This is a genomic window from Chryseobacterium sp. UNC8MFCol (genome assembly GCF_000482305.1).
In the GTDB taxonomy this organism is placed as follows: Bacteria; Bacteroidota; Bacteroidia; order Flavobacteriales; family Weeksellaceae; genus Chryseobacterium; species Chryseobacterium indologenes.
Genome location: NZ_KI535290.1, coordinates 362,006 through 381,799, shown reverse-complemented (window position 1 = coordinate 381,799; position 19,794 = coordinate 362,006). Strand labels below are relative to the sequence as shown.

Genomic DNA, 19,794 nt, shown 5'->3' with positions numbered 1-19,794 from the left:
AATGGAAAATAGTGAGTATATCATTGCATTGCTGCAACAGCATAAAATTCTGGTCACAGCTAATCTTGTGCACTATAAAGATGATTTCATTTTTCAAAAAGAAATGGATAAGCTCATAGATGTTGTGTGTGATGATAAAGAAGCTTTTAATTTTTACAGCCTTAATTATCATGAAGCGCTGAACGAGGGACGCACCGGGAATATTCAAAAAGCAGAAATGCTTATCACTCGTGCTAAAAAATACATTGACTGCGACTCATTACAACCTGAAGAAAAAAATTTGTATGATCTTATCAGCATACCTATCCAGGCTTTTATAAGTTATAAGAAAAGCGATTATTCTTTAGCAAAACAACAGACTTATGAAACCATGTTACTGGATGAAAAACTGGAACAATATAATGCTTCCGTATCCTATCATAAAATACAGCAACTGCATAATATATCAAGGATAGAAATGAAAGAACAGAATGCTGAGAATGTCTGTAAAATCTTTAATTTGTTGTACAGAAGCCTATTGCTTTCTGAAAAAGTACGTTACCGGGATATAGAATTTTGTTATGAAGATCATTCTGAATCTTTAAAGAAATTAAGAAAGCTTATGCTGGTGCAGATTACCAATGAATACATCCCTTTTTTAGATCAGTGCGGCAATAAAGAGGAAGTTCTGGACCGTACTTTTGATGAGGTGCTTCAAAAAGAATCTGCTGTGCATGATGACTTGAAGAGTTTCGTATACTGGGTACAACTCAAAAAAAACAGTATAAATCGTCAGGAATGGAACATAGACTTACTTCAGCAATTCATTGCCGGATCAGCAGATTATACCTCTGTTACAGCTATTGATTCATTGTATAACGATATAAAAAAGGACTTTCTCAACTGAAATAAATGCAGTCTCAACATAACTTTTAAAACAACCTGTTTTCATGAATTTTATTCCCCAACATGACCAAATGGATTGTGGCCCCGCATGCCTCGCCATGATAGCCTCTCATTACGGGGTTGATTTTGGGCTGCAATATCTAAGGGATAAAAGCTTTATGACCAAAGAAGGAGTATCGTTATTAGGAATCTGTGAAGCTGCGGAAAAAATAGGAATGAAAACAGTTGCTGTCAAATCACAGCTGAAATATGTAGACAATTCGCTTTTGCCGTGTATTCTCCATTGGAACCAAAATCATTTTGTGGTTTTGCATAAGATCTCTAAAAATGTTTTTACCCGTAAACCAGTGTTTAAAATCGCGGATCCCGGACATGGATATATTAATCTGTCTGAAGAAAAATTAAAAAAAAGCTGGATTTCAGGTGAAGAAAAAGGTGTAGTTCTTTTTTTGGAGCCCACAGAAGAATTCTATAAACAATCCTCCCGTCAGGAAAAAAAAATATCAGTAAAATTCCTGCTGAACCATCTGAAACCTTATAAAAGGCAAATGCTTCAGATGCTTTTGCTTTTGCTTTTTGGAACGATAACCACCTTGGTATTTCCTGTTCTCACCCAAAAACTGATGGATGAGGGTGTCAGCAAAAAAGACCTTTCCGTCATATCATATATCCTTATTGCTCAATTGGCATTTTTCTTAGGAAATATTATTTTCAATATATTTCGTAACTGGATTATGCTGATCGTAGGAACCAATATCAATATCCGTATTATTTCTGACTTTCTGAAAAAGCTTTTAAAATTACCCATTAAGTTTTTTGATACTAAACTGATGGGAGATTTCAGTCAACGCATCCAGGATCATGAACGAATAGAAAGTTTTCTTACTTCTCAAAGCCTTATTACCTTATTTTCAGCCATTACTTTTACTGTATTTTTCGGTGTTCTCTGGTATTATGATTTTACCATCCTACTGGTCTATGTAGCATTGACTGCCATATCTGTCTTATGGTCTTTATTTTGGATGAAAAAAAGAAAAGTGCTCGATTATTTCCGCTTTCAGCAGCGGAGTGAAAATCAGGAATCTATCTATGAGATCATTAATGGGGTATCAGAGATGAAGCTTAACCAGTTTGAAAATTACAAACGAAAAAAGTGGGAAGAAATACAGCAAAAACTATTAAAAGTTAACATCAGAATCCTGAAACTGGATCAGATACAACTTTCAGGCTTTGAATTCATCAATCAGCTCAAAAATATTATTGTCACCTTTCTCGCTGCCTCCTTTGTTGTGAAGGGAAGTATGACATTGGGGGAGTTATTAAGTGTTTCTTATATTATAGGACAAATGAATTCGCCGGTGAATGAGCTTATTCAGTTTTTCCGGTCTTTACAGGATGCTAAATTAAGTTTATCGCGGTTGCACGAGGTCCATGATTATGCTGAAGAAGAAAAAGAATATCATGTACCCTTATTAAGTGAAAAATATACCCGGCAGAACGGAATAGAAAGAGGAATTTATTTTAAAAATGTATCTTTTCAATACGAAGGTCCCCGGTCTCCTTATGTTTTAAAAAATATCAATCTGTTTATTCCTGAAGGAAAAATAACAGCAATAGTGGGGGCGAGCGGCAGTGGAAAAACGACTCTTATCAAAATGTTTCTGAAATTTTATGAACCGGTTGAAGGAGATGTTTTTTTTAATCACTTGAACGCTCAAGATATTTCACCCAAAGATCTGAGGGAGAACTGCGGAACCGTTATGCAGGAAGGTTATATATTTTCTGATACTATAGAAAGAAATATTGCTGCCGGGGATGAAAATATAGATTATGAAAAACTTGAAAAAGCATTGCATATCGCAAATATTAAATCATTTGTTGAAGAGCTGCCCCTGGGACTGAAAACCAAAATCGGAGCTTCAGGTAACGGAATTTCAGGAGGGCAAAAACAACGGATACTTATCGCAAGAGCAGTATATAAAAATCCTTATTTTATTTTTTTTGATGAAGCCACTTCTGCACTCGATGCAGATAATGAAAAAATCATTCATGATAATCTGCAGTCCTTTTTTAAAGGAAAAACAGCCGTTATTGTAGCGCACAGACTTTCTACTGTAAGAAATGCCGATCAGATTATTGTGTTGAAGCATGGAGAAATCGTCGAGAAAGGGAGCCATGAGGAGCTTGTTTCCAGGAAATCGGATTACTATAATCTTGTTAAAAATCAGCTGGAACTAGGAAATTAAAAATCCATTCTAAACAGGCTAGGGAAGAGGAATACTTATTCCTGTGTAATTTAATGGAAATAAATAGTAAAGTTCTACAATTTTGAGGGTGAAATTGATTGGAGTCGGCTCAGTAATGCCCTCTACTCTTACGCATTAAACATTTTTGGAATAATTACCATTCAGCTTAACCGCAACGTCCGAGGTAGTGTGAAAGGAAAGACCAAAAGAGCTATAAAAACAAAAAAACCTCTGACTAATCAGAGGTTTTAAGTGGTTTCTCCAGGAATCGAACCAGGGACACATGGATTTTCAATCCATTGCTCTACCAACTGAGCTAAGAAACCATTATATTTTTGTTTGACTTACTTCGTTGTTTTAAAGTGATGCAAAAGTATAACATTTTGTAATACCGTGCAAGCTTTGATCATTGTTTTTTTAAAAAAGATGGTGTTACAAACGTTTTTTTAATTCAACTGTCTGTTCATCAGGATGTTTGGAAGATCTTTTTTACAGGTAATAAAATACCGATAAAATGGGTATTTCTGTATGTACAAATGAGAAAATCAAAAACTGAATCTTGAAGAACTCAATGTTTATTATCAGACTTTTTCGTTTTTTATACTAAATCTACAAGCCGAATCAGTGTTTAAAAACAAAAACCTCCGAATGATCAGAGGTTTTAAGTGGTTTCTCCAGGAATCGAACCAGGGACACATGGATTTTCAATCCATTGCTCTACCAACTGAGCTAAGAAACCATTATATTTTTGTTGACGTACTTCGTCGTTTAAAGTGGGTGCAAAAATGACAATTTTTATGATACCATGCAATAGAAAATTTAAAATAAATGAAAATAAAGAGCCCGATATTAAATAATGTCGGGCTTCTTTCTATAAGTCAGGTTGTTATGGAAGTGTTGAGAAATTGATATCCGGTGCCTGGGTTGGGGCGGTAACGGAAAATAGTGTTCCCGGAGTAACAACAGTATTAAAAAATCCTCCGTTTTGCAGGAAAAATGCATTACCATTTGTTCCTCCCATAGCATCAATTCTCTGCTTTGCGTTATAGGTATTATCCACCGTGAACTTAGCTCCCGAGACCGGCATCCAGTTTCCTGAAGTCGTTCTTACCCATTGATTTTTAAACTCTGCTTTTCTGCCCTGGTATCCGTTTTCAGAATTAAAGTTTTCCACGAAGCTATAAAAACCTTTCAGATAAGTACTGGTTTGCGGTCTTTTCCAGCTGGCAATAAGTTTCCATGACGTATTATCGGGAGGAAGGAACCATGCCGTATAATCTGTCTTCCCGTTACCGTCAGGTTCGCCTTTTAGTAAGAATTTATAGGTTTTGCCCGCGGTCCAATTGTATTTATAATAACTTTGTCCTCCGGAACCTTCATTACCAAACTCGCCAATGGTAACACCACTGCCGGCTTTGTTCAATAGTATTTTATGATCAGGAGGGATATTATTTGGATCATCTGTTTCAAAAGGACTCCAGACAGAGAACAGAATTCTTCTTTCAGTAGCAGAATTTACCTGCATTCCGAAATATCCCTCATTGAAACCGTTAGCCATGAAGTATGAGCCGATTTTATCTTCTCCTGCAGGAACGGTCACTTCATTATAATAATAGCTTATAGTATTGGTTGTAGGAACTGTATAACCGAGATGGCAGGAAGGTCCCCGGCGAGCCCAGTAATAATAAGAAGGATCATTACTGAAAATATTGTTTCCCGTAGAAGCCGGCCCGGTGAAAGTGATATCCGTAACATCGGCAAAATAACTTCCGGTTTTAGATACACCCTGAAGATCAACTTTTACATACCCCGGACTGGAAACGGTAAAATCTCCAACGGTATACTCTTTAGAAGTTGTTCCTGTTAAAGTAATTGTTTTGGATGTGTTACCTATGGTTACTTTAACCACACTTGTTCCTGAAGGAACAGAAGCTTTTAATCCGATGTTTAATGTTCCCGTATTACTTAGTCTGAAATAAGTACTGATAACCGTGTTAGAATTCGTCCAGTTACCAAGGTTGGTGGGAGTGATCACTTCGTTTGCTCCCGAAGGTTTTATAGTTAAAAATGAATTTCCCGATACCGGTACATTGAATGAGGAGCTGATTCGCGACGATGATATTTTTTCCTGTTTAGAAATACTATCTTCTGTTGCAGCAGTATTGTCTTTGCATGACTGAAAAACGAGCAGAGCAAAGCAAAAAAACGGAATAGCTAATGCTTTTGGATTCATAATGTAATTGTGTTTTGGTTTACAATAGCTAATTTAAAATTTTTAAGATAATAATGCATGTTTTATTTCACATGATCTTGATTAAAAATTGTGAAAAATTTTATATGAAGTTGAAAGTAAAGAAAAAGAAATTTTGCTTCCTGAAATAATTTGCATGATTTATACATCTTGCGTTTACCGCTAAACTTCCCACAGATTTAGCAGACTATAAAGATTCTTTAAGCTCTGCTCGATCTGCGCCATCTGTGAAAGAGCCCTTGGAGTTTTTTAACGTAAGTATATAAAAACAAAAAAACCTCTGAATAATCAGAGGTTTTCAAGTGGTTTCTCCAGGAATCGAACCAGGGACACATGGATTTTCAATCCATTGCTCTACCAACTGAGCTAAGAAACCATTATATTTTTGTTTGACTTACTTCGTTGTTTTAAAGTGATGCAAAAGTAGTAAGTTTTAGTATACAAAGCAAGTATTCATCGTACTTTTTTTAAATAAAGCTAAAAACTTACTGATTCTCAGCCGGATTATTTTCCTGTTCCTTTCTGATTTGTTCACTCATTTCTTCCAACACCGGTTTGATCGTACTTTCCGGAAGATCACTGATCCTGATATACATTAATCCGTCAATAGCATCATTGAAGTTTGGATCAACATTGAATGCAATTACTTTAGCATTCTGCTTAATATATTTTTTAATCAAAACAGGTAATCTCAATTCGGGTTCCAGGTCATCAATAATCTTATCAAGTTTGTTAAGATCCGATTCCATTTCGTCAAAGAAAAGACTTTTATCTCTGTCACGGAGTTTTACTTTGTATTCGTTTCTCGGGGTGATATACTGAGCAACTGCAGAATCGAAGTAGTTTGAGCGCATGAATTCAATCATCAGAGATTTTGAGAACTCTGAAAATTTATTGGAAATGCTTACTCCTCCCATCAGGAATTTATGGTCAGAATTTCTCAGGCATACATGCACGATACCTCTCCATAGAAGAAAAAGTGGAAGTGGTTTTTGCTGATATTCCTGACAAATATAAGCACGTCCCATTTCAATTACTTTTTTAAAGAAAGGGTGAATATCCTGCTCAAATTCAAATAAAGAGCTTGTGTAGAATCCTTTAATGCCATATTTTTTCATTACCTCTCTACCCAGGGCCATTCTGTAGGCTCCTGCCAGTTTTTTCTCTGCGTTATCCCAGAGGAAAAGATGATGGTAATGCTTATCGTATTCATCCAGGTCAAAAGGAAGATTACTTCCTTCCCCTACTGCACGGAAAGTTAATTCTCTTTGACGTCCGATTTCCCTCATTATAGAAGGTATTTCTTCGTAAGTTGTAAAGTAAATCTCATAATTTCCGTTACTGAACAACATTTTATCGGTTCCCCTCAGCTTGTCAACATCTTTGATGATATCTTCAATAGGAGTTTCGTCAATAATATTCTGGACGATATTTTCTTCTTTCAGCAAAGGAAATTTTACAGAAAGGTTCTGGAGGTTTATACTCTGAGCAAGTGATTTTCTTTTCTCGTAGTACGACTTCATCATATATACCTTACGTTTCAGAAATTCGCCCAATTCCTCAATGGTTTCCATTTCATCCATAGCTTTCACGGTGATCTGGCGTCCGATTCTGATTCTGATAGGTTTTTCCCTGTCATTCATCATTTCTGCGGGAAGCATCAATGTCTGTAAACTAGGATGAAGTTTAGCGATCTGATAAAACAGACGGCTGTTTTTAGCATGGAAATACATAGGAACAACCGGCACTTTAGCCATTCTGATAAGCTTAAGTGCCGTTTTTTCCCATTCTTTATCTAAGATTTCCCCGTACGGATTGTTTTTGTTGGAAACTTCACCTGCCGGGAAGATACCTACGCAACCGCCATTCTGTAAATGCTTAAGTGTTTCACGCATTCCTGAAGAGCTGCTGTAAGCATCTTTTCTGTTTTCAAAAGGGTTTACTGCGATTACGTACGGAGCCATAGGCCGGATTTTATCCAAAAGGAAATTACCCATAACCTTGAAGTCCGGACGTACTTCTGTAAGGATCTTGCACATCAGGATTCCGTCAATGGCCCCGAGCGGGTGATTGGAAACCAGAATAAAAGGTCCTGTTTTAGGGATCTTTGCTAGGTCTTCTTCAAAAGCAACATAGCTTAGATTCCTTTCTCTTACAAATGAGTCGAAAAAGTCTTTGCCTTCCTTATCTTTTAGTTTATCGTATAGTTTATTTACTTCATTTATTTTAGCAATGCTCATCACAGCAGATGCTACCGGATTCTTTAGGAACCCAATTTTACTTAAGCCGGAAGCTTTGATCAGATCGTTTTTCGAAATTAAACTCATGTGTGTTTAGTCGCAATTAATATTATTGTGTTACCATTTGAAGAGTATTCTTGGAAATTTGTTCCAATAATACATTTTTTTCGTGGTAAAATCTATCAATGTGATCCATCTTCGCATTTCTTACTGTGAATAAAGATACATTTTTAATTGCTTCGGTTTTAAAAATTTTTTGAAGCTCTTCGTTGAGTTCTTCAATATGGTTAAATTTATCCTCCAGACATAATGCCAATGAAATGGCAGAATTCTGCATCAGGGAAACCTTAATTTTGTATTTAGATAAAAGATTGAAAATCAAGCTCATGTGATCCTCTGCGATAAAAGAGAAATCTCTTGTTGAGATCTTTAAAAGATCCTGGTCTTCTTTTAAAATATAAGATTCTTCCTGTTGATTCTTGTCTGAAGCGCCTACTTTTGTTCCTTCCTTAGTAGGGTCCACAAAAGACTTTACATAGAAAGGAATATTTTTTTGTTGTAATGGCTGTAATGTTTTTGGGTGAATAATACTCGCCCCGTAATAGGCCATCTCAATAGCTTCTTCATAGGATATGTTGGAAAGAAGAGAGACATCGTTGAATTTTCTCGGATCTCCGGTCATTACTCCCGGTACATCTTTCCAGATCGTCATCAGCTCAGCATCCAGACAGTAAGCAAAAATAGCAGCAGAGTAGTCTGAACCTTCTCTCCCTAATGTTACTGTAAAATTGTTGTCGTCTGAACCGATGAAACCTTGGGTAACATAGCAGATTTCAGAGTTTAGATGAGAAATAAACTCTTCTGTCTTTGCCCAATCTACAACACCTTCTCTGTAAGAATTATCTGTTTTGACATAATCTCTGGCATCCAGCCATTGGTTGGTAAACTGAATTTCGTTCAGGTATTCGCTTACGATTTTAGTGGAAATCATTTCTCCGCAACTTACCACCTGATCATACACAAAGTTGTAGTTTGGAGATTTATTTCTCCTTAAAAAAGAATCGATATCATCGAAAAAGAGATTGATTTCCGCAAAAACAGCATGGTTCTCGGGAAACAAACCTTCCGCAATCTCAATGTGTTTTCGTTTTATCTTTTCAATCTCAGTTTGATAGTTATCCTTTTTGAAATAAAGCTCTACCACTTTTTCCAATTCATTTGTCGTCTTGCCCATTGCTGAAATTACCAGCAAACATTTGGCAAATCCCTGGCTTTTTAAAACCATAGACACATTCTTCACACTCTCGGCGTCTTTCACAGACGCTCCACCAAACTTGAAAATTTTCATTAAATTGTTAAAAATAAAATTGTTAGATAAAAATTACATGAGTTTTTTACGGACGTCAAAATTATAAATTTACAACGAGATATGAAATAGTCAACCAATCCGATGGAATTAAGATTTCCTTAAAATAATACGAGTGCATCTTTTTTTGGTTTATAACAGGTTGCTGGTCATGGCTTTACTATGCTTTTTTCAACGAAAAATATAAAACAACATATTGTGATTGAGAAGGTAAAATAGATCTTATTTTTTAGAAAAAAATCACAACTCTACTACTTATGCACTTTTCTGAATCAGGACTCATAGTCAATTCTTTTACAGAGCATTTTAAATTTTTCATCAGGTCGGGATAAGTATTTGGGTCAATTTGCCAATAGCTTTTATTTTATATTCTGCAATTTTGTATTTGTATTGGGCTGGAATACAGTAGGTAATGGCTTTTTTAATTAAATTTTCTTAATGTAATAAATTTTCCGAAATTTGGGGAAAACGTAAAAAGAAAAATATGTCAAATCAACCATTACAGACTTTAGGAGAATTTCTTATAGATAAACAGGACGATTTTCAGTATTCTACAGGTGAATTCTCCCGTCTTCTGAGCGCAATAAGATTGGCTTCGAAAGTGGTAAACAGAGAAGTAAATAAAGCAGGAATTGTAGATATAACAGGAGCTGCAGGAAACCAGAATATTCAGGGCGAGGAACAGCAGAAACTTGATGTAATCGCGAATGAGATTTTTATTACGGCTTTGTCTCAAAGGGAGGTTGTTTGTGGTATTGCTTCAGAGGAAAATGATGATTTTATAGACATTAAATGTGGAGAAAACGGTCATTTAAGCAAATACGTAGTATTGATCGATCCTTTGGACGGATCTTCCAATATTGATGTTAACGTTTCTGTAGGAACTATTTTCTCTATTTACAGAAGGGTGACAGAGCCTGGAACTCCGGTACAGCTTGAAGATTTCTTACAGAAAGGTGTGAATCAGATTGCTGCCGGATACGTAATCTACGGTTCTTCTACGATGATCGTTTATACGACTGGAAACGGGGTGAACGGATTTACACTGGATCCGTCTTTAGGTACTTATTATCTTTCTCATCCTAATATGATGTTTCCAAAAACAGGTAAAATCTATTCAATTAACGAAGGGAATTACATCAAATTTCCTCAGGGAGTAAAAAATTATCTTAAATATTGCCAGATGGAAGAGGGTGACCGCCCTTACACTTCCAGATATATCGGTTCGCTTGTAGCCGATTTCCATAGAAATATGCTGAAGGGAGGAATTTATATTTATCCTTCTTATTCCCAGGCTCCGAATGGTAAATTAAGATTGCTATACGAATGCAACCCAATGGCATTCCTTGCAGAACAGGCAGGTGGAAAGGCTACAGACGGGTTCAGAAGAATTCTGGAGGTTGAGCCAACAGAACTGCACCAGAGGATTCCATTTTTCTGTGGAAGCGTAGATATGGTAGAAAAAGCAGAAGAATTTATGCGTATTGATAGCGTAAAATAAATGAAAGCATCATACAAAAGATACTTATTAGAATTTAAACGCCCGAGTGGAACATCTCGTGGCGTTTTGCTTGATAAAGAAACCTTTATTCTGGAAATTTCAGAGAATGGAAAGACAGGTATTGGAGAATGCGCTGTTTTCAGAGGCCTGAGCTTTGATGACATGCCTGATTATGAAGATAAGCTACAATGGCTTTGTGAAAATATTGATAAAGATTTCTTTTATTTAAAAGAAGAATTAAAAGAATTTCCCTCGATCTGGTTTGGCTATGAACAAGCTGTTTTAAATCTGAAATATGGGGATCATTTGTATTTTCCTACTGCGTTTACCGAAGGGAAATCTGCCATTACCATCAATGGTTTGATCTGGATGGGAGATATCAGCTATATGGAAGAACAGATCCAGGATAAGCTGGAAAAAGGTTTTCATTGTATTAAATTAAAAATCGGAGTCAACTGGAAGGAAGAGCATATCGTTCTGCAAAAGTTAAGAGCAAAATTCTCTAAAGAGCAACTGGAGTTACGTGTAGATGCCAACGGAGGATTTAGTAAAGAAGAAGCCGTATCTGTTTTGAAGCAACTTGCCGATTTAGATATTCATTCTATTGAGCAGCCAATTAAGGCAGGAAACTGGGATGATATGGCTGATCTATGTGCGACAACACCCACACCTATTGCTTTAGATGAAGAATTGATAGGAGTAATCGATTCCGGAGAAAAGAAAAAATTGCTGGAAAGAATAAATCCTCAATATATTATTTTAAAACCTGCACTGGTAGGAGGGTTCTCCGGTTCTGATGAATGGATTTCGCTTGCGGAAAAGCAAAATATCGGCTGGTGGATTACTTCTGCTTTGGAAAGCAATATCGGACTTAATGCTATTGCCCAGTATACGTTCACAAAAAAAAATCCGATGCCTCAAGGATTAGGCACCGGAGCTTTATTTGTAAATAATTTTGAATCAAGTTTGGAGCTTCGAAATGAGTTGCTATGGTTCAAAATATAACTAAAAACTAGGATTATGTACCCGGGCAAACAGGATTGTCCCAATGCTCAGCATCCCATTCTCTACAACATCTTTTTCTATTATCCCAATTGTTGCATCCGATTGGGATAATACCTCCTTTAATTGTTTTTAATTCTCGTTTTGCTAGTTTTTTGAAATTTTTCATAATTGATATTTTAAAAGTTTGGTGAATTGATCTTGAAATAAAGTGAATGCAGAACAGTATATTAATAAGGTTCCGGACATACCGGATTACCCCAAAAGATGGGATCCCAGTCTCTGCAACATTTAAGTTTAAAATCCCAGCTGATGCAGCCGCGAGGAATCAAACCTCCCTGAATTGTTTTTAATGCTGCTTTGTTTAATTTTTTGCAATTTTTCATGGTTAAGTTTTTGATTGATAAGTAAATATCGAAAATACTTCTCAATTGTGCAATATTATATGTGGAATTTTATGAATATTTAACTAAATGGTGAATTTTATTAATTTAAACAGCGTAATGATAAAATGTGTGTATAAAAGCACATGAGTTATTCATCATTCTTCTGAAATAATCGGTAGAAAAGGAGTGAAAGTATACATTACTTAAAGATGTTCATCTCTTCTTTATAAACCGGACTTTGTATTCCAAGGAAGTTTAAAACACTGTGAAATACATGGTTTTGTGATAAGGTTTTGTTGGGTTTGAGTTGTTTTGAACCGTCAGACACCCAAACCATAAAAGGAATTTCATATTGTTCTCTGGGTGCAATACTTAAAGGCATGCCATGCATGTACAGATTTTTTTCTCCAAGGGATTCACCATGGTCAGACACAAAAAGCATTGTACTTTTATAATCTTTTAGTTGTTTTAAATCCTCAATAACATTATATAAAAGATAATCTGTATACACAATCGTATTATCATAAGCATTGATAAGCTCCTGCTGGGAGCAATTACCCAATTCAACACTATTGCAGACCGGTTTAAAGGTTTCGAACCGCGATGGATATTTTTTGCTGTATGTAGGGCCGTGACTTGTACTGGTGTGCAAAACAATAAGTATTTTATTCTTTTTACTTGCAGCTATTTGCTCTTTGAGGCCATTCAAAAGGACCCCATCATAATTGCAGTCTTCACCTTTGCAATTTGTACTTAAATGTTCTTTGTTCTGGTAATTTTTAATGTGAACCGGCGGTTCACCCCAGTTTGTCGTTCTCCAGATTACCTCTACATTATTTCGGTATAAATAGTTGGGTAGGATTTCATACAGTTCATCAGTATTGGTATGTTCAAGAATACATTTCACCCCTGCCGTGGTATACGTGGCACAGGATGTAGCGTTAAAGGTATGTAAGTTCTGTTCTTTTGAAAGCAGCGGATTCGTGTTCTTCCCATATCCGTATAAAGAAAAATTCTGACTTCTGGCAGATTCTCCTATGACCAATACTACTACAGATTTCTCATTGTCTTTGATGGTGGCATCGGGCAATAAAGTTTCTTTTTCATTTTTTTTGTATTCATGAATATAATAAAGAGAAGTATTGACGGTGTAAGACCAGGGCATGGCCAAACCACCTAATGTCTTTGAATTTTTATCAATCCATAACCAATTACTGGCGTTGGCAAAAGCCACGATTACCATGAATAAAAGGGTCAATGAAGTAGTAATCAAAAACTTTTTTACAGGGACCTTTAGTATGTTGACCTTAATAATATATATACTGGGAAGTATTCCGAGGAAAACAAGGTATAAAATAAGCTTTAGAGAAAAAAAACTGCTTGATTCTTCATAATTGGTGTTGAATATATTACCGATCATGCTTTCATCTATGATAACATTATAAGTATTAATAAAATAGACGGCGATCGAACTGATAATAAAAGTAAGCACCAGCAAAATTTTTCCGACAATTCTGGACAGAAAAAATATAAGATAGAAAGTGAAAGCATTGGCAACAACCATGAGGATCATCAGGCTGATGATGATGGCGACGCCGTTCAGACTTTTATAATCAACCTTACTGAAAACAAAGGTAAAAAAAGGAATATGAAAGAATAAGAAATTTAGAACGCTCATCAAAAGGGCGAAATCCAGTAATTTCAAATTATTTTTTAGCATAGGAATAGGTGATTATGTAGAGTGAAGTTAGTAAGCTGATGAGTGATAGATAAAATATGATTAAATTTTCATTCAGGATTTTGTTGATCAGGATCATGGCACAGATACTGAATAATAGGATAAATACAGGATAATATTTTTTAAGATTAATCCATTCCCATATGTTATATCTGTGGTTGATAAAAATACCTAAAAGTCCTGAAATATACCCAATAATACTGCCAATAATAACATCAAGAGGGTAGTGGGCGCCTACAGCAACCCTTGTAAAAGCTATAATCAGCCCTGATATAAGCAAGGAACTGCACCAAATAACTTTATATTTCAATTTTTGAGGCATAAAGGCAAACATCAAAATGGTAATCGTTGTAAAAATCGTGATGGAATGACCGGAGGGTAAACTGGTGTGCCCTGATAAAGTCTTTCCAATGATTACAAACGCTTCATTGTCAAAGACAGCTGCCGGTCTGGGCACAGTAAATAATTTTTTTAAAATATTACAGAAGAAAGCAGATACTAGAGACGCTGATAGTAAAGACTGCCAGATTTTTGGGGCATAGATCACGAAGATCGATAGAAAAGGTAAAAGGACCAGCGCATCTCCCAATTGCGTTAAGTTGTATTGAAGCACAGGATATTTCGATAATTTTGAATTGAGGAAAAAGAACCAATGCTCCTGAATTCCAATATAGGCATCGATATTGAGTGCGTCCTGCTTATAAAGAAAAAAAAGAATGATAGTCAGAAAAAATAAGGGTACGTATAATAATGACAGACATGTTGGAACGTAAGTAGTAATAACAGTTTTGTTCATAATGCTTGATTTACCTATTTATATTATTCTCTTAATCCCTAGCTGTATATTATATTATAATGTTCGCATTGAAAACATTTTCCTTGACAGAATTTCAGTAAAATATTCTTAATGTATTTTTTGCAAAAATAAACTTTATAGTACGAAATAATCCTTATTCTATATTGTGTATTTGTTGCGTATTTCTTAATTAATCGTATCCGGAGTGGCCGTAATTTTTGAATAATTAATGCTTATTGGAAATCTGGTACCCGTTAAAATTGGTATAAGAATTTGCGTTTTTTACTATAAATATTTTTTTCAAGGCTTACTTCTATAACTTCATATTGACGCTATTTATTGTGGTATGTCATAAGCTTTTTAAAAGTTAACCCGGTCAAGCAGCTTCAGTGGTTTTTGTGTTTCGAATTGTTTATGTGAAATTTTAAACTAAACTTAATTTATTTAAGTCTAATATATTGTGTTTTGATTGAATATATTTATATTATTTATTTGTTTTTTGACAATTTCAATATAAATCGCAAAATAAATTCCTGCAATATAGAATTACAGGAATATTCATTTTTAGTCAGGTTGTTTACCGGGTAAAGTAATGATAGGATCGGATAAATTCCGGTTTTTTTAAGGTTGTTTTTTTTTTAAGTTAAATCACGTCTTTTACGAAAATTGTTTTTTTTATATAATCTAATATAAAATAAAACTGCTTTTTTATTTGTTTCATGATAAAAAAAATTATAAATCCCCGTAATATGATTTGGCAATCTTTATGCCATCCTTTTGATTTATAACAACTTTAACATAGACTTAATTTTATAAGTTTTTTTTAATTAATGATTAAGAAATAATTGTGAAAATATTTTCGTTGTTTTTTATTCTGTTGGTGATAAGGTTTCTGTCTATGCCATATAAATTCTGAAAAATATCATTCTGAACCTGTGAGCTGGAAAGGTATCCCCAGTGATTTCCGATCTCAAATTTAAGGCTACTCAAAATATCATCCTTTACAAAAGTACAGTCAATGATAGAAACAATATCTTTATAAGGATCAATATCACTTGGTCCGTTTTTACCTAACCTCGGAGTGAGAATATTTTTAGTGAACTGGGATATACCGAGAATTAAATCCTGTCTGTTTAAGTATACGGATATTCGGTTGGCCAGCAGGGGAAGCTTATTAAAAGAGTCCTCAGAATCTTCAAATACTTTATAGGAAACATCAGCATTAAGTAGAATCACCTGATCAATTACCCGCAGAATATTTTCCCGCTTAAGGCTATACAACATACTCTGAAGAACCCTGTTTCCCAGAGAATGAGCCATAATATGAATTCTCTGATTGCAGGGAACCAGATCGCGGTTGGAAAAAATATCCTTTAAAAACTGGGTGTAGAAGTAAAACAGCCTTAATAATGATGTTCCTGAATTAATACTTGATGCTTTATCATCAAAATAGGTCATAGGTACTATGCTGCTTGATGCCGGCCAGCTTACGAATAAAATATGCTCTACCGGAGAAAGCGGATTATCTATGAAAAGTTTTTTAAGATCAATCATTGCTTTCAATTCATCATCAAAAGTATAGGCATATCCGTGAATAAAAATCAGAACATCACTCCTGTCTTTTGTGGAAGACATATTTTTATACAATTCATAGAACATTCTTTGTGTTCCACCGAGATTATCAGCTGTGAGAGAAGATTTTTTTATTCCTTTTTCACTGAGCAGGACTTCCAGAACATCCTCATAGCCCTGTTTTTCGGGTTCAGAAAATAGCTTATAGTCTAAAATATTCCTGTTGGTATACTCTTTCTTCTTTCTGGCTTGTGCTGTGGGCTCTTTGTAGCTGTCGAAATTACATTTCGCAATCCTGAAATTAGGAATTGAATACTCATCATTGGAAAATGAATCCACTCTTTCGCCTTTATGACGAACAATTTTACGGTTGCTTAAGATATAAACGGCCATGATTAATACTTTGCTGATGGTTTTAGCTTTTTCTAAATTAGTGAAAAATACCGAATTACCAACAGACAAGCTTTTAAATTATCACTTTCACAAACGCTTATTTTTCCGTAACTTTGTACAACTTTTTTTGCTATAAAATAAAAGCTAATTTAATGGAAGAAGAAAAAAAATCACTCAATTTTATTGAGCAAATTATTGAAGATGATCTGGCAAACGGTTTGAAAAGAGATCAGATCCGTTTCCGTTTTCCGCCTGAACCAAATGGTTACCTGCATGTAGGGCACACAAAAGCCATCTGCATCAACTTTGGTCTGGGTGAAAAATACAACGCTCCCGTAAACCTTCGTTTTGACGATACAAATCCTGAAAAAGAAGAACAGGAATTCGTAGATTCTATCAAAAAAGACGTTGAATGGTTAGGTTTCAAATGGGATAAAGAATTGTATGCATCAGACTACTTCCAGCAGCTTTATGAATGGGCAGTACAATTGATTAAAGAAGGAAAGGCTTACGTTGATGAGCAACCGTCCCAGGTAATTACCGAGCAGAGAAAGAATCCTACAGAACCGGGAGTGGAATCACCATACAGAAACCGTCCGATTGAAGAATCCCTTGATCTATTCGAAAGAATGAAAAACGGAGAATTTGAAGAAGGAACAATGTCACTTCGTGCTAAAATCGATATGGTTTCTCCAAACATGAATATGCGTGACCCTGTAATGTACAGAATTCTGAAAAGACCTCACCACAGAACAGGTACTGCATGGAAGATTTATCCGATGTATGATTGGGCACACGGAGAGTCAGATTACCTCGAGCAGGTTTCACACTCTCTATGTTCATTGGAGTTTGAAAATCACAGACCTTTGTATAACTGGTACCTGGAGCAGGTATCTGATAAAGATAAAATAGCCCCTAAGCAAAGAGAATTTGCCAGGATGAATGTTTCTTATATGATCACTTCTAAAAGAAAACTGCAAAGACTTGTGGCAGAAGGAGTGGTAACAGGATGGGACGACCCGAGAATGCCTACTATTTCAGGAATGAGAAGAAAAGGATTTACGGCAACGGCTATCAGAAACTTTATCGAAAGAGTAGGTGTTGCCAAAAGAGAAAACCTGATTGAAATTCAGTTGCTGGATTTTTGTGTTCGTGAAGACCTTAATAAAGTGGCAAAACGTGTGATGGCGGTTGTAGATCCTGTGAAACTAGTGATCGAAAACTATCCGGAAGGTAAGGAAGAATGGCTGGAGACCGAAAATAATCCTGAACAGGAAAATGCAGGAACCAGAGAAGTTCCTTTCTCAAGAGAACTGTATATAGAACGTGAGGATTTCAAAGAGGAAGCTAACAATAAATTCTTCAGACTGAAATTAGGCGGCGAAGTTCGTTTAAAATCAGCTTATATTATTAAAGCGGAAAGAGTAGAGAAGGACGAAAACGGAGAGATCACTACTATTTACGCAACTTACGATGAAAAGAGCAAGTCAGGAAGCGGAACAGAAGAAAGCTTAAGAAAGGTAAAAGGAACTCTTCACTGGGTGTCTGCCAAACACGCAATTCCGGTTGAAGTGAGAATCTATAACCAATTGTTTACGGTGGAACAACCGGATGCTGAAAAAGATGTGGACTTCTTAAACTTCATCAACCCTGAATCTATGACAATAGTGAAAGGCTTTGCTGAACCTCACTTAAAAGAAGTAGCGGTAGGAGAACCACTTCAGTTCCAGAGAATAGGGTACTTTACAAAAGATCAGGATTCTACGGATGACAAACTGGTATTCAACCGTACAGTGACTTTAAAAGATTCTTATAAACCAGAATAATTTCTCGGTTATTCATGATATGCAAAGCAGGGCTTCATCAAAGCCCTGCTTTTTTATGGGTACAAACTACAGCCATTGCGAACCGGAAGTGAAGCAATCTCAAAAGCAGTATGCCCTTTTTAAGTTAACAAGACTCATTTTGATTACAATTTAAGAATGGTATAAATTGTAATCAATTTTTACAGAGTAACAATATTTTGATTCCTAAAGACACAGATGATAGTCTGTCTTTATGAATGTTATTTATAAAAAATGGTCTATATAAAGCACTTTCAGGCTATTTTTGTCTAAATTTGCATTTTCATATTTCCCCCTAAATACTATTGTGAGATTAATTAACATCTATACGAGTTCTTTTAAAGGACTCTCGCAAGAGAGTTGGATGCTGGCGTTGGTAATGCTCATCAACAGAGCCGGTTCTATGGTTCTTCCGTTCCTGGGAGTTTATATGACGGATCATCTACATTTTAGTATTGAAAATTCCGGGATTGTACTGAGCTTTTTCGGTATTGGATCCGTGATTGGTTCATGGCTGGGCGGAATGATTACTGATAAAATAGGTGAATACAGAGTGCAGAGTTTGAGCTTATTATTGAGTGTTCCTTTATTCTGTCTGATTCCGTTATTTAAGACTGAAGTAGGATTGGCGGCAATTATTCTGGCCCAGAGTATTGTCAGTGAAACTTTTCGTCCTGCAAATTCCGTGGCTATTACAAAATACGCCAAGCCTGAAAATATTACAAGGGCATTTTCATTAAACAGGATGGCTGTAAATCTGGGTTTTTCCATTGGACCTGCGTTGGGAGGAATCTTATCTGCAATTTCATATGAATTCCTGTTTTTCAGTAATGCCTTAGCTGCTTTACTGGCAGGGCTTATGTATATTTGGTTTTTCAAAAAACGTACGAAATTGGCGAGACAGAATGCTAAAAAAGTAAAAGAAGCCATTGTTGTAAAAAAAGAAAACTCTCCCTATCGTGATGGTAAATTTTTAGTATACAGTTTGTTTTGTATGCTGTTTTCCATTTGTTTCTTTCAGTTATTTAGCACACTGACTATTTTTTACAAAGATACCGCGCATCTGAGTCAGCAGAATATAGGGTTCATTCTTGGATATAGTGGTTTCCTGATTGTCCTGCTTGAAATGGGATTCGTGCAGATTGCTGAGAAATATTTCACACTGGCATTTACCATGCTTGCCGGAACCTTATTGTGTGGTTTTTCCTATGCGATGCTGGCTTTTGATTATACTTTGGCAGCATTACTTGTTTCGATGACGATTTTGTGTATCGGAGAAATCTGGACCCTGCCTTTTATGTCCACCATTACAGCTTTACGGTCGGGAGAAAATAATAAAGGCGCTTACATGGGGCTGAACGGGATGTCGTTTTCCCTGGCTTTTATCATTACACCTTATATAGGAACAGTGATAGCGGATAAACTGGGCTTCACGGTACTTTGGATCGGGACAGGCCTACTGGCAACGGCCATAGCAATAGGATTTTATTTTATTGTTCCATGGATGCTTAAGGACAAGAATAAAGCGGAAAAGAATGTAGCCTAAGCTCATATTTTCTTACCCAATAAACAAA

The 19,794-nt window shown here is 35.8% G+C and carries 14 protein-coding genes and 3 tRNA genes; 6 read left to right on the top strand and 11 right to left on the bottom strand.

Features of this window, described 5'->3' with window-relative positions:
• Position 1: 1 nt before the first annotated feature.
• The gene (locus tag M030_RS0116060) at positions 2–886 is read left to right on the top strand and encodes a hypothetical protein (RefSeq protein WP_027374429.1); all 885 of its coding nucleotides are present in this window, start codon (positions 2–4) and stop codon (positions 884–886) included.
• A 43-nt stretch (positions 887–929) separates the two neighbouring features.
• Positions 930–3,131: a peptidase domain-containing ABC transporter gene (locus M030_RS0116055; protein ID WP_027374428.1), complete on the top strand. Its 2,202-nt coding sequence runs from the start codon at positions 930–932 to the stop codon at positions 3,129–3,131.
• Between the two features lie 253 nt (positions 3,132–3,384).
• On the opposite strand, the gene M030_RS0116050 is transcribed toward M030_RS0116055, so the two are convergent.
• The 6 genes from M030_RS0116050 to M030_RS0116025 form a co-directional block, all read right to left on the bottom strand.
• A tRNA-Phe gene (locus M030_RS0116050) sits at positions 3,385–3,457 on the bottom strand.
• 340 nt (positions 3,458–3,797) lie between these two features.
• Positions 3,798–3,870, bottom strand: a tRNA-Phe gene (locus tag M030_RS0116045).
• Between the two features lie 147 nt (positions 3,871–4,017).
• Positions 4,018–5,364, bottom strand: coding sequence for a DUF3472 domain-containing protein (locus tag M030_RS0116040; RefSeq protein ID WP_027374427.1), 1,347 nt, complete (start codon positions 5,362–5,364; stop codon positions 4,018–4,020).
• A gap of 321 nt (positions 5,365–5,685) precedes the next feature.
• Positions 5,686–5,758 (bottom strand) — tRNA-Phe (locus M030_RS0116035).
• A 109-nt stretch (positions 5,759–5,867) separates the two neighbouring features.
• Positions 5,868–7,709: a lysophospholipid acyltransferase family protein gene (locus M030_RS0116030; protein ID WP_027374426.1), complete on the bottom strand. Its 1,842-nt coding sequence runs from the start codon at positions 7,707–7,709 to the stop codon at positions 5,868–5,870.
• Between the two features lie 22 nt (positions 7,710–7,731).
• A complete protein-coding gene (locus tag M030_RS0116025) occupies positions 7,732–8,970 on the bottom strand; it encodes an aspartate kinase (protein ID WP_027374425.1) in 1,239 nt (412 codons plus the stop codon).
• A 502-nt stretch (positions 8,971–9,472) separates the two neighbouring features.
• On the opposite strand from M030_RS0116025, the gene fbp reads away from it, so the two are divergent.
• Both fbp and M030_RS0116015 read left to right on the top strand, forming a co-directional pair.
• On the top strand, positions 9,473–10,489 hold the full coding sequence (gene fbp, locus M030_RS0116020) for a class 1 fructose-bisphosphatase (protein ID WP_027374424.1): 1,017 nt from the start codon (positions 9,473–9,475) through the stop codon (positions 10,487–10,489).
• Complete coding sequence (locus tag M030_RS0116015) at positions 10,490–11,494, top strand: o-succinylbenzoate synthase (RefSeq protein WP_027374423.1); 1,005 nt, start codon at positions 10,490–10,492, stop codon at positions 11,492–11,494.
• Positions 11,495–11,507: 13 nt separating this feature from the next.
• On the opposite strand, the gene M030_RS25785 is transcribed toward M030_RS0116015, so the two are convergent.
• The 5 genes from M030_RS25785 to M030_RS0115990 all read right to left on the bottom strand — a co-directional run bounded on the left by M030_RS25785 (position 11,508) and on the right by M030_RS0115990 (position 16,376).
• Positions 11,508–11,660 carry a bacteriocin-like protein gene (locus tag M030_RS25785; protein ID WP_164464860.1) on the bottom strand — a complete coding sequence of 51 codons (153 nt, stop codon included), beginning with the start codon at positions 11,658–11,660 and terminating at the stop codon, positions 11,508–11,510.
• A 61-nt stretch (positions 11,661–11,721) separates the two neighbouring features.
• Positions 11,722–11,877, bottom strand: coding sequence for a bacteriocin-like protein (locus tag M030_RS25595; protein WP_155857880.1), 156 nt, complete (start codon positions 11,875–11,877; stop codon positions 11,722–11,724).
• Positions 11,878–12,076: 199 nt separating this feature from the next.
• On the bottom strand, positions 12,077–13,597 hold the full coding sequence (gene eptA, locus M030_RS0116000; protein WP_027374422.1) for a phosphoethanolamine--lipid A transferase EptA: 1,521 nt from the start codon (positions 13,595–13,597) through the stop codon (positions 12,077–12,079).
• Positions 13,584–14,411, bottom strand: coding sequence for a phosphatase PAP2 family protein (locus M030_RS0115995; protein WP_051585117.1), 828 nt, complete (start codon positions 14,409–14,411; stop codon positions 13,584–13,586). The genes eptA and M030_RS0115995 overlap by 14 nt, the downstream gene beginning before the upstream one ends.
• Before the next feature lie 834 nt (positions 14,412–15,245).
• Positions 15,246–16,376: an alpha/beta hydrolase gene (locus M030_RS0115990; RefSeq protein ID WP_034735614.1), complete on the bottom strand. Its 1,131-nt coding sequence runs from the start codon at positions 16,374–16,376 to the stop codon at positions 15,246–15,248.
• Positions 16,377–16,528: 152 nt separating this feature from the next.
• On the opposite strand from M030_RS0115990, the gene M030_RS0115985 reads away from it, so the two are divergent.
• A complete protein-coding gene (locus M030_RS0115985; RefSeq protein WP_027374419.1) occupies positions 16,529–18,202 on the top strand; it encodes a glutamine--tRNA ligase/YqeY domain fusion protein in 1,674 nt (557 codons plus the stop codon).
• Between the two features lie 382 nt (positions 18,203–18,584).
• Entirely contained in the window at positions 18,585–19,766 is a 1,182-nt protein-coding gene (locus tag M030_RS0115980) for an MFS transporter (protein ID WP_081735591.1), read from the top strand.
• Positions 19,767–19,794 lie beyond the last annotated feature (28 nt).

Coding starts and splice junctions, on each gene's coding strand:
- M030_RS0115985 (WP_027374419.1), top strand. CDS start 16,529: ATGGAAGAAGAAAAAAAATCACTCAATTTTATTGAGCAAATTATTGAA.
- M030_RS25595 (WP_155857880.1), bottom strand. CDS start 11,877: ATGAAAAATTGCAAAAAATTAAACAAAGCAGCATTAAAAACAATTCAG.
- M030_RS0115990 (WP_034735614.1), bottom strand. CDS start 16,376: ATGGCCGTTTATATCTTAAGCAACCGTAAAATTGTTCGTCATAAAGGC.
- M030_RS0116055 (WP_027374428.1), top strand. CDS start 930: ATGAATTTTATTCCCCAACATGACCAAATGGATTGTGGCCCCGCATGC.
- M030_RS25785 (WP_164464860.1), bottom strand. CDS start 11,660: ATGAAAAATTTCAAAAAACTAGCAAAACGAGAATTAAAAACAATTAAA.
- M030_RS0116015 (WP_027374423.1), top strand. CDS start 10,490: ATGAAAGCATCATACAAAAGATACTTATTAGAATTTAAACGCCCGAGT.
- fbp (WP_027374424.1), top strand. CDS start 9,473: ATGTCAAATCAACCATTACAGACTTTAGGAGAATTTCTTATAGATAAA.
- M030_RS0115995 (WP_051585117.1), bottom strand. CDS start 14,411: ATGAACAAAACTGTTATTACTACTTACGTTCCAACATGTCTGTCATTA.
- M030_RS0116030 (WP_027374426.1), bottom strand. CDS start 7,709: ATGAGTTTAATTTCGAAAAACGATCTGATCAAAGCTTCCGGCTTAAGT.
- M030_RS0116060 (WP_027374429.1), top strand. CDS start 2: ATGGAAAATAGTGAGTATATCATTGCATTGCTGCAACAGCATAAAATT.
- M030_RS0116040 (WP_027374427.1), bottom strand. CDS start 5,364: ATGAATCCAAAAGCATTAGCTATTCCGTTTTTTTGCTTTGCTCTGCTC.
- M030_RS0116025 (WP_027374425.1), bottom strand. CDS start 8,970: ATGAAAATTTTCAAGTTTGGTGGAGCGTCTGTGAAAGACGCCGAGAGT.
- M030_RS0115980 (WP_081735591.1), top strand. CDS start 18,585: ATGCTGGCGTTGGTAATGCTCATCAACAGAGCCGGTTCTATGGTTCTT.
- eptA (WP_027374422.1), bottom strand. CDS start 13,597: ATGCTAAAAAATAATTTGAAATTACTGGATTTCGCCCTTTTGATGAGC.